At 52.8% G+C, this 14,216-nt stretch carries 14 protein-coding genes and 1 tRNA gene; 6 read left to right on the plus strand and 9 right to left on the minus strand.

Annotation, left to right across the window (positions count from 1 at the left end; translation table 11 throughout):
* Nucleotides 1-8 precede the first annotated feature (8 nt).
* Entirely contained in the window at nucleotides 9-1,949 is a 1,941-nt protein-coding gene (locus tag Q4544_RS11755) for an OmpA family protein (RefSeq protein ID WP_303506507.1), read from the plus strand.
* Entirely contained in the window at nucleotides 1,936-2,265 is a 330-nt protein-coding gene (locus tag Q4544_RS11760; protein WP_303506508.1) for a hypothetical protein, read from the plus strand. The genes Q4544_RS11755 and Q4544_RS11760 overlap by 14 nt, the downstream gene beginning before the upstream one ends.
* 4 nt (nucleotides 2,266-2,269) lie before the next feature.
* Here Q4544_RS11760 and moaE read toward each other — a convergent pair whose 3' ends face one another.
* From moaE to Q4544_RS11800, 8 genes are all read right to left on the minus strand, one after another.
* Complete coding sequence (gene moaE / locus Q4544_RS11765) at nucleotides 2,270-2,713, minus strand: molybdopterin synthase catalytic subunit MoaE (RefSeq protein WP_303506509.1); 444 nt, start codon at nucleotides 2,711-2,713, stop codon at nucleotides 2,270-2,272.
* A gap of 1 nt (nucleotide 2,714) precedes the next feature.
* Nucleotides 2,715-2,960 (minus strand): molybdopterin converting factor subunit 1, encoded by a 246-nt coding sequence (moaD, locus tag Q4544_RS11770; protein WP_303506510.1) that lies wholly within the window; start codon nucleotides 2,958-2,960, stop codon nucleotides 2,715-2,717.
* A 4-nt stretch (nucleotides 2,961-2,964) separates the two neighbouring features.
* The gene (gene pgsA / locus Q4544_RS11775; RefSeq protein WP_303506511.1) at nucleotides 2,965-3,624 is read right to left on the minus strand and encodes a CDP-diacylglycerol--glycerol-3-phosphate 3-phosphatidyltransferase; all 660 of its coding nucleotides are present in this window, start codon (nucleotides 3,622-3,624) and stop codon (nucleotides 2,965-2,967) included.
* Between the two features lie 371 nt (nucleotides 3,625-3,995).
* Nucleotides 3,996-5,879, minus strand: coding sequence for an excinuclease ABC subunit UvrC (gene uvrC / locus Q4544_RS11780; RefSeq protein WP_303506513.1), 1,884 nt, complete (start codon nucleotides 5,877-5,879; stop codon nucleotides 3,996-3,998).
* Nucleotides 5,880-6,287: 408 nt separating this feature from the next.
* Entirely contained in the window at nucleotides 6,288-7,253 is a 966-nt protein-coding gene (locus Q4544_RS11785) for a calcium/sodium antiporter (protein ID WP_303506516.1), read from the minus strand.
* Nucleotides 7,254-7,429: 176 nt separating this feature from the next.
* On the minus strand, nucleotides 7,430-8,227 hold the full coding sequence (locus Q4544_RS11790) for a S49 family peptidase (RefSeq protein WP_303506519.1): 798 nt from the start codon (nucleotides 8,225-8,227) through the stop codon (nucleotides 7,430-7,432).
* A gap of 190 nt (nucleotides 8,228-8,417) precedes the next feature.
* On the minus strand, nucleotides 8,418-9,179 hold the full coding sequence (locus Q4544_RS11795; protein ID WP_303506521.1) for an ABC transporter permease: 762 nt from the start codon (nucleotides 9,177-9,179) through the stop codon (nucleotides 8,418-8,420).
* On the minus strand, nucleotides 9,176-10,105 hold the full coding sequence (locus Q4544_RS11800) for an ABC transporter ATP-binding protein (protein ID WP_303506523.1): 930 nt from the start codon (nucleotides 10,103-10,105) through the stop codon (nucleotides 9,176-9,178). Before Q4544_RS11800 ends, Q4544_RS11795 begins: the two co-directional genes overlap by 4 nt.
* Before the next feature lie 198 nt (nucleotides 10,106-10,303).
* Here Q4544_RS11800 and Q4544_RS11805 point away from each other — a divergent pair.
* Nucleotides 10,304-10,380: transfer RNA gene (locus Q4544_RS11805), tRNA-Met, on the plus strand.
* Nucleotides 10,381-10,487: 107 nt separating this feature from the next.
* Here Q4544_RS11805 and hemE read toward each other — a convergent pair.
* Nucleotides 10,488-11,522 (minus strand): uroporphyrinogen decarboxylase, encoded by a 1,035-nt coding sequence (gene hemE, locus Q4544_RS11810; protein WP_303506525.1) that lies wholly within the window; start codon nucleotides 11,520-11,522, stop codon nucleotides 10,488-10,490.
* Between the two features lie 115 nt (nucleotides 11,523-11,637).
* On the opposite strand from hemE, the gene hemC reads away from it, so the two are divergent.
* From hemC to Q4544_RS11825, 3 genes are all read left to right on the plus strand, one after another.
* Nucleotides 11,638-12,591, plus strand: a complete 954-nt coding sequence (hemC, locus tag Q4544_RS11815) for a hydroxymethylbilane synthase (protein ID WP_303506527.1) — start codon at nucleotides 11,638-11,640, stop codon at nucleotides 12,589-12,591.
* A gap of 218 nt (nucleotides 12,592-12,809) precedes the next feature.
* Nucleotides 12,810-13,622 (plus strand): RNA polymerase sigma factor, encoded by an 813-nt coding sequence (locus tag Q4544_RS11820; protein WP_303506528.1) that lies wholly within the window; start codon nucleotides 12,810-12,812, stop codon nucleotides 13,620-13,622.
* A 38-nt stretch (nucleotides 13,623-13,660) separates the two neighbouring features.
* Nucleotides 13,661-14,131 carry a DUF4440 domain-containing protein gene (locus Q4544_RS11825; RefSeq protein WP_303506529.1) on the plus strand — a complete coding sequence of 157 codons (471 nt, stop codon included), beginning with the start codon at nucleotides 13,661-13,663 and terminating at the stop codon, nucleotides 14,129-14,131.
* Nucleotides 14,132-14,216 lie beyond the last annotated feature (85 nt).

A 14,216-nucleotide genomic window follows, 5' to 3' on the forward strand; every position in this document is an offset into this window, starting at 1 on the left:
CGATCCCTATGCGCCTACCACTAACGCTTACCGTCCTCGCAACTTTTGCCTTGGCCGCCATCCTCAGTTTGGCTGCAGCCAGCTTGACGGCAACGGTTATCGAAGAGAATTCAGAATTCGGCGTCCAAGGGGCGCTGGATAAAGCAGGCCTTGATTGGGCTGAAACTCACGCCGACGGATTAAGCGTCTACCTTACTGGCGTTGCACCAACCGAAGCTGAGCGTTTCATGGCCATGTCGACAGCCGGTGGGATCGTCGACTCCGCGCGCGTCATCGACAACATGGAGGTTGCTGCGACCGCCGCATTAGCGGCGCCAAAATTCTCTGTTGAAATCCTACGCAACGAAAGTGGGATTTCATTAATTGGTTTAATTCCTGAAGCGTCAGACAAAGAACGCATCGTTTCGCGCCTTCAAAAAATGACGGGCCCAGGCGAAGCCCTTGCAGACTTCATGGAAACAGCAATGTACGACATGCCGATTGGCTGGCGTGATGCATTGAACTTTGGTGTGGCTTCACTAGACGACCTACCTCGATCCAAAATCTCTATCGCAGCGGGCAAAGTGGCGATCACAGCAATGACCGACAGCGCGGAAGAAAAAGTTAAACTCGAAGAACACCTTCAGAAAAGTACACCACGGTCGGTCGCTCTCACGTTGGATATTTCTGCACCACGCCCGGTGATCACACCCTTTACACTGCGCGCTATCTACCAAGACGATGCTTTGCGCTTTGATGCCTGCTCTGCTGATACCGATATTGCGAAATCACGTATTCTCAAAGCGGCGACTGACTTAGGGCTCGCAGATGGCCAAGACTGCACTATCGGCCTTGGCGTCCCATCTCCAACTTGGAGCAAAGCATCTGTTGTTGCGCTCGAAGGCCTTGGGAAACTGGGAGGCGGCTCGGTCACAATCACAGATGCTGACATCTCACTTGTTGCAGCCGAAGGAACAGATACCGCGCTTTTCGACAAAGTTGTCGCCGAAACCGAAAAAGCACTGCCTGAAATCTTTGCATTACACGCAGTCCTGCCAACTGTGACGTCGGATGGTGAAAGCTCCATCCCGGAATTCATCGCAACGCTCAGCCCAGAGGGCCTGATGCAAATGCGAGGCCGCCTTGGCAGCGAACTTTCCCGTACAACCATTAGCGGCTACGCAGAGGCACGCTTTGGCAGCCAAAACATCTACGACGCGACCCGCGTAGCCGAAGCCCTGCCCCAAGGCTGGCTCAACAGGGCGATGTCCAGCCTCGACGCTCTTTCAAAGCTGCACAACGGCGTTGTGACAGTGACCCCTGATCTAGTCGAAGTCGCAGGTAAAACCGGTCAAAAAGACGCGAGCGCTAAAATCAGCCAGCTCCTTGCAGAGCGCCTAGGTAACTCACAACAGTTCTCTTTGAATGTTACCTACGTCGAGGCTCTCGATCCACTGGCCAATATTCCAACACCAGAAGAATGCGTCGCCCAGCTACAAACCGCACAAACCGAAGCGAAAATCTCGTTTGAACCCGGCTCAGGTACGCTGGACCCTTCTGCCAAGCCGGTCATCGACGCAATTGCTGCAATTCTTGAAACCTGCGGCGAACTTCCATTGGAAATCCAAGGCCACACAGACAGCCAAGGCCGCGAGTCAATGAACCTCTCTCTCAGCCAAAGCCGAGCGCAGTCTGTTCTAGCCGCATTACGTGATCGCCGCATTCTGACAGGCGCATTCGTTGCCAATGGATACGGTGAAGCGACACCAATCGCGGACAACGGTACAGAGGCAGGCCGTGAAGCCAATCGCCGCATTGAATTCGTCCTAATGCAGCCTTCCGAAGAAAAAGTCGAAGATTCCGAGAATTCCAGCCAAGAAAGCCTTGAAAACAAGGATGAGACCGTGAAAGAAGACGCGGCAGGCCAAGAAGCCACGGATCAGGAGACGACCGAAGATGTCCAGAATTGAATTCATCATCGCGACAGCGATTGTTCTGTTCATCGCGTTCTGCATGGGTTGGTTCGCAAATTGGCTGGTTCACCGCTTTACCCGCGTGGCCCAGTCTGACGTCGATCAGCTTGAGCGTATGAGCCAAGAGCTTCACGAAGCCGAAGAAACACGCGACCAAGCCATCACTTATCTGCAGCAGCGTGAAGCTGAGCTTACCAATCAGTTGAACCAGACAGAGGCAGAACTTTCTGCAGCGATGGAAGGCTTACGTGATGCACGCCACGAGGCAGAAGAGCTTCGCACCTACCTACAAAGCACGCAGCAGCCAACCTAAGCGCTTACCAGCGTTTTAATGCATCTTCGTCAGCGTCTTTCGCTGCGACCCACTCGGCACCATCGTTTGTAATTTCTTGCTTCCAGAATGGTGCACGAGACTTCAGATAATCCATCAGGTATTCAGCAGCCTCAAAAGCTGCAACACGATGTCGGGCCGACGTTGCGACCATCATGATCATCTCACCTGGCACCAGAGCACCATGACGGTGAATAACCAACGCGTCGCTAAGGTTCCAACGGTCTCTTGCCCGCTCAGCAATCTCCGTCAGCGCCTTTTCAGTCATTCCCGGATAATGCTCAATCAGCATCTCTTTCAGCGTACCAGAATCATTATTCCGCACGATCCCCGTAAAGGTCACGACCGCACCAACATCCTGATACTCTTTTGAAAATGCGGCGACTTCCTCACCTAAATCGAATGACTCAGCCTGAACAGAGATCCGCATATCAGCCGCCCGTCATCGGTGGAAAGAACGCAACCTCTTGCACGCCATCTAACGAGGCATCAAAATCCGTCAGTTCTTGGTCCACAGCAACCCGCAACGCGCCCAGATCAGAAAACGCCAATGCGTAACGCTCTTCACGGGCACGCAGCTCTTCCACCAGTTCTGCAACCGTTTTTGCATCTGTTGCAATGTCTTCTTTCGGCAAACCAATGCGCTCGCGAACCCAAGCGAAATATACAACTTTCATGCGCTTAATCCTTCAAATGCGGGGCAGCTTTACGGAAATAGTCAAATCCCGTCACAAATGTAAGCACTGCTGCAATCCATAAAAGGACCAGCCCCGTATTTCCTGACCAGATCATCCCCGTGAACATAGCGCGCAGACCTAGCTCGTCGGCAATTTCACCGGCCAACACCTGACGCACCATCTCTTGATCCATGCCCCACGACCACATGCCAAGGTAATGCTCAAAGATTCCCTGACTGAACAAAACGGCAATAGCCACCATCTGTGTCGCGGTTTTCCATTTCGCCAGCTTGGTTACTTTCAGAGTACCCGCTGTATCGCCTAAAAACTCCCGCAAACCAGAAACAAACACTTCGCGGAACAGAATCACGGTCGTTGGCAGCACCAACCACGGTGACATCGAAGAATACCCAACAATCACCATCAACGCGATCACAACCATCGCTTTATCCGCAATCGGATCAAGCATTGCTCCTAGTCTCGTCTCTTGGCCCCAAGAGCGTGCCAGATACCCATCCAGGAAATCAGTCACAGACGCGATGATGAACAATGCCATTGCAAAGCCATCCGCATAGGGCCGCGAGAAATAAAGGAACATAACGGCAATCATCGGTGCCGCCAAAAGGCGCAAAACGGTCAGAATATTAGGGAGTGTCCATGTCATAGGCCATTCCTAGCCTGTCTCAATGTTTAGGGGAAGCATGCAATCGGCTTTGATCCGGCAGAACACTAATAATTATGTACTGTTTTTAACTTCCATAAATCATTGCGACTGCGATTGTAAAAAATGGTTCGGGCATTGGGAATTGCCCGAACCATTCACGAAGTCAGTCATCCCCGAATCTCGGTTGAATATCTCGCCTCTGGCCCCTGGGGTGAGACGCTGCACTTGGATGCGTGAGCAGGCCTCGGTGACAGATAACAAAACACTCGGCGCTTCGTTACATTCAACTTAACCGAGCGTTCATTAGACGGCCTCCCGCTCAGAGGATAGGTTGCGTCGATTGCGGATAGCTCCCTATCCCTTCGGATAGGTCAGCCGTCGCGGCTCCCCTCATGGAAATAGTCATAGATGGTTTCAGCCAAGGCATCTGACACACCATCAACTGCTTTCAGGTCAGTTAGATTCGCGCGGCTGACAGCCTTCGCGCTACCAAAATGCGCCAACAATGCCCGCTTACGCGTAGCGCCTACTCCCGGCACATCATCCAAAGGTGTAGCCCCCACAGCCTTTGCCCGCTTCGCCCTATGCGTGCCAATCGCGAACCTATGGGCTTCGTCACGCATCCGTTGAACGAAATACAGAACCGGATCATTGCGCTGCAAGGCGAAGGGCCGCACGCCGACACGATGGAATTCTTCCTTACCGTGATCACGATCAACGCCCTTTGCAACGCCAACCATAGGAATATCTTCAACACCCCATTCACGCATGATCTCTGCCACCGCAGACACCTGCCCCGCGCCGCCATCAATCAACAACAGATCAGGCCACTGCCCCATTTCGCGCTTAGGATCTTCTTTCAACAGCCGCTTAAATCGCCGAGCCAAAACTTCCTTCATCATGCCAAAGTCATCACCCGGCACAAGGTCATCGCCCTTGATATTGAATTTTCGATAGGCGTTTTTCATGAACCCTTCGGGCCCAGCCACAATCATGCCGCCAACCGCATTCGTCCCTTGGATATGCGAGTTATCGTAAACTTCGATCCGCGCCGGTGGCTTCTCCAACCCAAAGGCCTCGGCCACACCACGAAGCAGTTTCGCTTGCGTCGCGGTTTCGCTCATCTTGCGCGCCAAGGATTCCCGCGCATTCCGCGCTGCGCCCTCAACCAGTTCGGCCTTTTCACCACGGCGAGGCACCAATATCTCCACCTTGCGTCCGGCTTTATCGCCCAAAGCCTCTGCCATCACGTCAGGGTTTTCCAACGGATGTGACAAGATCAACTGCCGCGGCGGCTCCTTGGTATCGTAGAACTGACCGATAAAGGCCTCCAACACCTCTGCCGCTTCGATATCAACGCCAACGCGTGGATAATAATCCCGGTTACCCCAGTTCTGATTGGCACGGATAAAGAACACCTGCACACAGGCCTGCCCCTTCTCCAAGTGCAATGCAATCACGTCAGCTTCTGTCACGCCACGCGGGTTGATCCCCTGCGTCGATTGCACCTGCGTCAGTGCTTTGATCCGGTCCCGCAGCACAGCAGCGCGCTCAAATTCCATATTGGCCGAAGCATATTGCATCTCTGTCGCTAGGCGCTCCTGCAAGTCCGTTGATCGGCCCTGAAGATAGCGCTCAGCATCTGCGACAGACTGCGCGTAATCTTTCTTGCTGATCTTCCCAACACATGGCGCCGTGCAGCGTTTGATCTGGTGTTGCAGACAGGGCCGCGTTCGACTTTCGAAAGTGGCATCGGAACAATCGCGTAACTGAAAAACCCGCTGAAGCTGGTTCAACGTGTGGTTCACAGCACCCGCACTTGCGAAGGGACCGTAATAGTCGCCCTTCTCTTTCTTAGCGCCGCGATGTTTTTTGATCTGAGCAAACTCATGCGCCTTGCTCACCAGAATATTCGGAAAGCTTTTGTCGTCACGCAGCAGTACGTTATATTTGGGCTTCAGTTGTTTGATCAGGTTTTGCTCAAGCAGCAACGCTTCGGTTTCTGTCTTTGTTGTCAGAAACATCATCGACGCAGTTTCGCTGATCATCCGTGCGATCCGCCCAGTATGATTACCCGGCCGCGAATAGTTCGACACCCGCGCTTTCAGGTTCCGCGCCTTCCCGACATACAGCACGCGCGCCTGTGTATCGAGCATGCGATACACACCCGGAGAGCCGTCTAAGGTCTTTAGATAGGCCTGAATAACGGCATATCCGGTCTGCGGTGCCGGTTCTGTGGGATCAAGGTCAGTCATACTGTCTGGAAATATGATTCTTTTGGGCCAGCTGCAATCTTCATACCCCTATGGCAAGGAAAAACATGTCCACGGTTTCTGTGGATAACTCTGATGATAACTTTACGTGAGCGGGCGAAATCCCTTATTTTTAACCGCCAACCTGCAAGTGCTTAATTTTTAGGCATACTTTTAAGCTACTGTAATTAAACAAAACTTTTTATCGCAACCACCAAAACACTGAAATCATTAAAGATTTTGTAACGCTTTCGTAACGATTGCCACCCCGGTGCACAACTCTCGGCTAAGGCGACAAATCCACTAGTCTCATTGCTGCCGGGTTTTGTCATCAGTATCGATTCTTCAATTGCAAAAGCCCGCACCAACTAAGGCACGGGCTTTTCACAATAAGGCAAGAATAAGGCGAATTTATACCAAAACAGAGACGATATAGATGCCGTACAGGGCCGTTAGCATAACGCCCCAACGCCGTGTGATGTCTTTCTTAAAGCACACAAAGGGCAGGATCAGCAGGCTCGCGCCCAGCATGACCCACAGATCAAACCGCAAGAACGACGGATCAACCGGAATAGGACCAACCATTGTCGCAATGCCGATGATAGCCAACAGGTTGAACATGTTAGAACCGATCACGTTCCCCAATGCCACGTCTGCTTGACGCCGTAGGGCGGCCATCACGGTCGTCGCCAACTCAGGCAAGCTTGTTCCCACTGCGATCAACGTCAAACCAATCACCGTTTCACTCACATGGAACTGACGCGCAATGTCGACGGCGCTATCAACCAAAAGGTCCGCGCCTAGGGGAAGGCCGATCAGGCCAAGCACCAAAAACAAACCAATACGCCACCACGGCATATCCGGGTCCGCACCCTCTAGGTCTTCAAGTTCATCAACCTCGGCCTCAGCCTTCTTCATGTTTTCCCGGCGATGATTACGCGCCACACGAAAGGCATCGCCCAGCACAAAGGCCAAAGCGGCAAGCAGGATCAAACCGCTCATCCAGTTAAAGACACCGCAGAAGGCAAGCGCGATAAATAGAACGGTCGCGACCAACATAAAGATGTAGTTTTTGCGCGTATCGCACGTACTCGTATGCAACCGCGACACAATCGCTGGAACGCCCAACACCAACAGAATATTTGCGGTGTTCGACCCGACCACATTGCCCAATGCAAGTCCAGGCACATGATCATCAATCGCACTGATCGCGATAAGCAACTCTGGTGCAGATGTCCCAAACGCGACAATCGTCAAACTGACAATCAAAGCAGGGATACCAACCCGTAGACTTAAATTGACGGCGCCGCGCACCAATGCGTCACCTGCCAGAAGTAGAATAATCAACCCCAAGCCGGCTGTTAGCCATACGAGCATATTGTCCCTAGCCCTTTTTGCTACGACAGGAGCATGGCCCCTTGCCTATCTTAAAGCGCCCACAAGACGGGCATTTTCGTGCATCAAATTGCTTCTTACCTGGAACAGTAAACTTTCCCAGCATTGCCAGCACTGCCATGCCGACCAAAAACAAAATGACTATTTTCGAGATCAACTTACAGCCCGAACCGCGCAAATTCTGCGCGTTCCTCTATCCCGGAAAGGGCATCCTGCGCAACCTGCGCACCAAACCTTTGCCACATCGGACGGCGTATGCCGTAACGTCGCAAACGCACATCCTTGCCAAACTTGTCTTTCAGAACTGGAACGAGATGGCCTAAACCATCTACAAGCCCCTGCTCAATCGCTTGTTGGCCAATCCAAATCTCACCAGTGAACATATCAGGATTATCGACCAGCTTTTCACCCCGACGCGCCTTTACATGATCAATAAAGTTCGCGTGGATTTGCTCTAGCATCTTGTGCAGACGGGCCACATCCTCGTCCTGTTCTGGACGAAACGGATCGAGCATTGATTTTGACTTGCCCGCTGTGTGAACGCGGCGTTCAATGCCGTGTTTTGACAACAGCTCATGCGCCCCAAAGCCCGCAGAGATAACACCAATGGACCCAACGACCGAAGACGCATCAACAAAAATTTCGTCCGCAGCCGCAGCCAGCCAGTAGCCGCCAGAGGCCGCGACATCTTCGACGAATGCGAAGACTGGGATGTTCTTTTCATCCGCCAAACGGCGGATACGCGCGCCGATCAATGCACTTTGTACAGGCGATCCGCCGGGAGAGTTGATAATCAGAGCCACGGCAGCGGGTTTTCCCCGCTGAAAGGCTTTTTCGATCAAAGGCGCTAGCGCTTGATCGCTCAGACCACCACGGTTTCCGGCGGCAATCACGCCCGACAGTCTAAGAACAGCGACCGTTGGCGACTTTTTGGTAAAAGGAATCCAGCGTTTCATGTCTCGCATGTAGAGCGCTGACCGCCGTCAAACAAGACGCAAGGCCTCACAAAGCCGCGGGTTGATGCAATTCGGTCCATTTAGGACCTCAATTGGGGCTCTGCCCCAAACCCCGGAGTATTTTTGGAAAGATGAAGAGGAAGAGGTTCTGCCGGGCAAGCAGCGTGAACTATCTGCCCGGCAATGAAGGTTAGCTGCGAATACGCCAGCCCGTTTTGAATATCCACCAAACAGCCAACATGCAGAGGGCACTAAAGCCAGCGATCGCAAGCAGGCTAAGGCCAACAGGCACATCAGCTAGACCAAAGAAGGCCCAGCGGAAGCCCGAGATCAGATAGACCACCGGATTGAACAGCGTCACTGTCTGCCAGAACGGAGGCAGCATAGAGATCGAATAGAAAGAGCCACCCAAGAACACCAATGGTGTTACAATCAACAGCGGCACCAGTTGGAGCTGTTCAAAGTTCTTGGCCCAAATACCAATAATGAACCCAAACAATGCAAAGCTTGTGCAGGTCAGGATCATAAAGGCCAGCATCGCAAAGGGGTGCAGGATGGTCAGATCAACAAAGAACCAAGAGGTCGCCAAGATGACGACACCAATAAACAGGGATTTCGTGGCCGCAGCCCCGACATAGCCAATAACGATCTCCAAGAAATTCACCGGTGCGGATAAAAGCTCATAAATCGTGCCGATGAACTTTGGAAAATAAATCCCAAAGGACGCATTGGAAATGCCTTGGGTCATGATCGACAGCATAATCAAACCGGGCACAATAAATGCCCCGTAGCTGATGCCATCGACTTGGTCGATCCGACTGCCAATCGCAGCGCCGAATACCACGAAATACAGCGAGGTGGAGATGACCGGTGAAATGAAGCTTTGCGTCAATGTTCGAAAGAAACGCGCCATTTCGAAAACGTAGATTGCTTTGATGGCTGTCCAGTTCATGACTGCCCCTCCTTCACCAGCCCAACAAAGATATCTTCTAGGCTGCTCTGTTCTGTTTGAAGATCACGCAACGACAGGCCAGCGCCTGCAAGATCTGCAAGTAATTTTGTGATGCCTGTGCGATCAGCTTTGGTGTCATAGGTGTAAACAACAGATGCACCATCTTCGCTAAGCGTCAGGTCATAATCACCCAAACCATCCGGCAAAGCTGCAATGGGATCTTGCAGCTCGACGCGCAATTGCTTTTGCCCCAAGCGTTTCATCAAGTCGGCTTTTTCTTCGATCAGCAAAAGCTGACCTTTATTGATCACGCCAACACGATCCGCGATTGCTTCGGCTTCTTCGATATAATGCGTGGTCAGAATGATGGTGACGCCATCGGCTTTTAGCTGAGCCACGGTATCCCACATGTCTTTGCGCAGCTCGACGTCGACACCCGCTGTTGGTTCATCCAAGAACAACACGCGCGGTTCATGGCTAAGCGCTTTGGCGATCAGAACACGTCGCTTCATGCCGCCAGAAAGCTCCATAATACGACTTTTGCGCTTATCCCAAAGGGACAGTTGGCGCAGAATCTTTTCCAAATATGCATCATCACGGCGCTTGCCGAATAGGCCGCGCGAGAACTGGACTGTGTTCCAGACGGTTTCGAAAGGTTCGAGGTTGATCTCTTGTGGAACCAAACCGATCAAACTGCGCGCGCCGCGAAAATCTTTATCAACACAGAAACCGCCCACATGGATTGAGCCCGCTGTGCTTGTGGTAATGCCACAGATCGTTGAAATCAAAGTCGTTTTGCCAGCACCATTCGGCCCCAGCAGGGCAAGAATTTCGCCCTCTTTAATGGCGAGCGTCACGCCCTTCAGCGCTTCGAAGCCGCCTTCGTAGGTCTTTTTCAGATCCTGAATATCGACAATGGCCGTCATAATGTCCCCTCTTCGTCGACGTGTTTTACGCGAGAGGGCGGATTTGGCCAATAAGCGTTAATGCATACATCACATACGGAAATTCGCACAGTCGACGAGAATTTACGACGAGTGAGAAAAAAGATCACGAGATGTCTTTTTACCGGTGTTTCCCTCTTGACCCTATCGGAGGCCTAAACTAAACCCCGCGTCATCCGTGGCGCGGTAGCTCAGTTGGTTAGAGCGATCGACTCATAATCGATAGGTCGGGAGTTCAAGTCTCCCCCACGCCACCACTTCTCCCCTTTGTTTAGATTGCTTAAGTCACGCGGCTCGTTTTGCTGTGTTTATACGAAAAAACCCCGCGCGATGGCGGGGTTTTGTGTTTGTGCGATTGACGCAATTAGCAGCTGCGGACTGTGTCGATCATCAGCTGTACGTTTTCCGGATCTGCATCCGGTGTGATTCCGTGACCCAGATTGAAGATATGCGGACCATTGCTCAGTGCTTTGACGATGCGCTGTGTCTCTGACACCAAGGCGTCACCGCCTGTCACCATATGGGATGAGGCAAGGTTGCCTTGGACGCAGCCAGCGGATTGCATGTTGGCGGCTGCCCATTCAGCGGTGACGCTGTCATCAAAGGCCACACAATCCGCGCCCGTTGCTTCGGCAAAGCCGATGTAGCGTTCGCCTGCGCCGCGTGGGAAGGCGATGATGGGGGTGTCTGGGTGTTTTGCCTTAAGCGCTGCGATGATGCGTTTTGTTGGCGCTAGGGCGTAGCGATCAAAATCAGCACCCTTCAGCGATCCGGCCCAGCTATCAAAGAGTTTGATGACTTCGGCGCCGGCTTGAATTTGCATAGACAAATATTCGATTGTGCCGTCGACAAGGACGTCAATCACCTGCTGGAACAGTTCTGGGTTTTCATCCTTTAGCGCGTGGGCTGGGCCTTGGTCGGGCGTGCCGCGGCCTGCGATCATGTAGGTCGCGACGGTCCAAGGCGCGCCTGCGAAACCGATCAGCGTGGTTTCCTTTGGCAATTCGCGACTGAGGATTTTCACTGTCTCATAGATCGGAGAAAGCGTTTCGTGCACGTCTGATGCTGACGTCAGTTTATCAAAATCCGCCTGTGTTTGGATTGTGGACAGGCGTGGGCCCTCGCCCGTTACAAACCAAAGGTCTGCGCCAAGCGCTTGGGGGAGCAGCAGAATGTCTGCAAAAAGGATAGATGCATCAAAGCCATAGCGGCGGATGGGTTGCAGGGTAACTTCGGCGGCCAGCTCTGGGTTATAGCAAAGCTTTAGGAAATCACCGGCCTGCGCACGTGTCGCACGGTATTCTGGTAAATAGCGGCCTGCTTGGCGCATCATCCAGATTGGAGGGGTTGGGAGCGTTTCGCCCGCTAATGCGCGCAGGATTGTTTTTTGCTGAGCCATGGTCCACCTCGTTCAAAAAGTCACCAGCTAGGTCTAGCGCCAGCGTCAAGATGTCAAGGGTGCGGTCAGCCCATTGTGCTTGTCAGGACAATCTGGCGCGGCTAGACCAAGGCTTATGACAGTTACTTTGCCCTCCCCCGACTCTCCTTTAAAAATTGGCACGCGCGGCTCTCCGTTGGCTTTGGCGCAGGCTTATGAAACGCGTGAGCGGTTGATGGGGGCGTTTGAATTGCCAGAGGCGGCGTTTGAGATTGTTGTGATCAAGACCACTGGGGATGATCGCACGATGATTGATGCGGATCGTCCGTTGAAAGAGATCGGCAATAAGGGGTTGTTCACCAAGGAAATCGAAGAGGCCATGTTGGATGGCTCTATTGATATTTCGGTGCATTCCACAAAGGACATGCCGACAGAACAGCCTGAAGGGCTTGTTTTGGATGTGTTTTTGCCGCGCGAGGATGTGCGGGATGCGTTTATTTCGGCGAAGTATAAATCGTTGATCGACTTGCCCGAAGGGGCTGTTGTTGGGACGTCTTCCTTGCGTCGCAAGGCGCAGTTGATGTCCGTTCGTCCCGACCTAAAGGTCGTAGAATTCCGCGGGAATGTGCAGACGCGATTGCAGAAATTGGCGGATGGCGTTGCGGATTGCTCGTTCTTGGCGATGGCTGGATTGCGGCGTTTGGGCCTTGAAAATAAGGCTGCTTCGGCGATTGAGCCGGATGATATGCTGCCAGCTGTTGCGCAGGGTGCGATTGGGATTGAACGGCGTGCGGATGATGCCGTGGCCGAACATTTACTGGCAGCGCTGCATCATGCAGAGACTGGAACCCGTGTGCTGTGTGAACGTGCGTTTTTGCGGGCTTTGGACGGGTCTTGCGAAACACCTATTGCAGCTTTGTCAGAGATTGTGGGCACGCAAATTCATTTGCGTGGCGAAGTTCTGAAAACTGATGGTTCACAGCGTTTGCAGACCGAAGGTATTGCGCCACTGGAAGAGGCTGAAGCCTTGGGACGTGCGTTAGGTGAGCAATTGTTGAAAGACGCCGGACCGGGTTTTTTCGACAAATAACCCCCCAATAGGTTTCGCGGCGAAACGGTTGCGTGCGCTGCGAACGGTTTGTTTTTACTCCGTAAATGTGGAAATTCGTACGATTCGCGGCGTGAAACGTACGTTTGGGAATGGGCGTGTGGTCGCCATCCGTTTCCATCCGATTGCATTTTTTGTGTCACACATCCGTGGTTGGCGTTGTCTAATACTTATGACGACACCAAATTGGATGCTGAATGATGACCGACGTTTCAAAAGACTTGATTGAATTGGCCAAGGCCGGCGATGCGCGCGCATTGGAAGTGCTTGTTCGTGCGGTTCAGGACCAAGTGTATCGACTGTCGGTTCGCATGCTGGGTGATCTGCAGGCGGCGCAGGATGCCACACAAGAAATCCTGATCCGCATTGTGACGAAGCTGTCGACGTTTCAGGGTGAAAGTAAGTTTGAAACCTGGACCTATCGTGTGGCGACCAACTACTTGCTGACGGCCAAGAAGGTGATCGCGCGTGATCCCGGATTGTCGTTTCAGATGTTTGCGGATGACTTGCTGAATGGGTTGGCAGACGAAAGCCATGCGGCGGCCGAAGATCACATCATGCTGAATGAGCTGCGGGTCAAATGCACGATGGCGATGTTGCTGTGTTTGGATCGCGATCATCGTGCGGCCTATGTGCTGGGAGATGTTCTTGAGTTTGATCATTCCGATGCGGCTGGCATTCTAGACATCACGCCTGCCAATTACCGCAAGCGGCTGTCGCGTGCGCGCAAGAGCGTTGCTGATTTCACAGCGGCATCCTGTGGGTTAGCCAGTTCGTCAGCGGCGTGTTCCTGTCGAAAGCGATTGCCTGCGGCCATGGCACAAGGACGGATTGGGCAACGCCCGTCAGCCGAGCTGCTGGATGCTCCGTCGTTTGTTGCGGTAGAGGCAGAGGCCAAAAGCGTTGAAACGCAGTTGGTCGCGGCCAAGCTTCAGCGGGCGACGGGGCCATTGTTGGCGCCGCAGGATTTTGCCCGTGCCGTCATAGATTTGGTGAACCCGCCCGACGGGTAAACCGCCCTCTTCACCCCACCCCAACAAAGGAAACTCTGATGAAACATACATTTGTATGGTTGGTGGCGCTTGCCCTGACCTTTCCCCAAATCTTAACAGCAGAAAGTGAGACTATGACTCAAGATCAACAAAACGCATTGCATACGATTGAAACGATGACCGCTGCCTTTCAGAGTAAAGATATTGATGGTGTTATGAGCACCTATGAAAGCTCTGCCACTGTGTTGTTTGAGCCCGGCACGCCGGTTTCGGACAAGGCGATGTTGGAGCAGATGTTCGCGGGCATGGCTGCGGCTAATCCGGTGTTTGATTACGCAGGCCATGAGGTGATTGTTGAAGGTGACATTGCGATGCACATCGCCCCTTGGTCGATGAAGGCGACAACGCCTGACGGGCAGGACATCCAACAATCTGGATTGTCGGTTGCAGTGCTGCGGCGGCAGGCGGATGGCAGCTGGAAAATGGTGATTGATAACCCACACGGCGGGCGGCTTTTAGCGGCCGAATGACTTTGGGGCGGGTAAAACGACGGTTTTGCCCGCCACTTTTGAGCTGATTCTCTGAAATTTATGGGTTTTGGCGTATAATTCTTTT

The organism is Cognatishimia sp. 1_MG-2023, assembly GCF_030548175.1.
Lineage (GTDB): Bacteria > Pseudomonadota > Alphaproteobacteria > Rhodobacterales > Rhodobacteraceae > Cognatishimia.

Coding starts and splice junctions, on each gene's coding strand:
- Q4544_RS11790 (WP_303506519.1), bottom strand. CDS start 8,227: ATGAAACGCTGGATTCCTTTTACCAAAAAGTCGCCAACGGTCGCTGTT.
- Q4544_RS11800 (WP_303506523.1), bottom strand. CDS start 10,105: ATGACGGCCATTGTCGATATTCAGGATCTGAAAAAGACCTACGAAGGC.
- moaD (WP_303506510.1), bottom strand. CDS start 2,960: ATGAAAGTTGTATATTTCGCTTGGGTTCGCGAGCGCATTGGTTTGCCG.
- pgsA (WP_303506511.1), bottom strand. CDS start 3,624: ATGACATGGACACTCCCTAATATTCTGACCGTTTTGCGCCTTTTGGCG.
- Q4544_RS11820 (WP_303506528.1), top strand. CDS start 12,810: ATGACCGACGTTTCAAAAGACTTGATTGAATTGGCCAAGGCCGGCGAT.
- hemE (WP_303506525.1), bottom strand. CDS start 11,522: ATGGCTCAGCAAAAAACAATCCTGCGCGCATTAGCGGGCGAAACGCTC.
- moaE (WP_303506509.1), bottom strand. CDS start 2,713: ATGCGGATCTCTGTTCAGGCTGAGTCATTCGATTTAGGTGAGGAAGTC.
- Q4544_RS11825 (WP_303506529.1), top strand. CDS start 13,661: ATGAAACATACATTTGTATGGTTGGTGGCGCTTGCCCTGACCTTTCCC.
- Q4544_RS11755 (WP_303506507.1), top strand. CDS start 9: ATGCGCCTACCACTAACGCTTACCGTCCTCGCAACTTTTGCCTTGGCC.
- Q4544_RS11795 (WP_303506521.1), bottom strand. CDS start 9,179: ATGAACTGGACAGCCATCAAAGCAATCTACGTTTTCGAAATGGCGCGT.
- Q4544_RS11785 (WP_303506516.1), bottom strand. CDS start 7,253: ATGCTCGTATGGCTAACAGCCGGCTTGGGGTTGATTATTCTACTTCTG.
- hemC (WP_303506527.1), top strand. CDS start 11,638: ATGACAGTTACTTTGCCCTCCCCCGACTCTCCTTTAAAAATTGGCACG.
- uvrC (WP_303506513.1), bottom strand. CDS start 5,879: ATGACTGACCTTGATCCCACAGAACCGGCACCGCAGACCGGATATGCC.
- Q4544_RS11760 (WP_303506508.1), top strand. CDS start 1,936: ATGTCCAGAATTGAATTCATCATCGCGACAGCGATTGTTCTGTTCATC.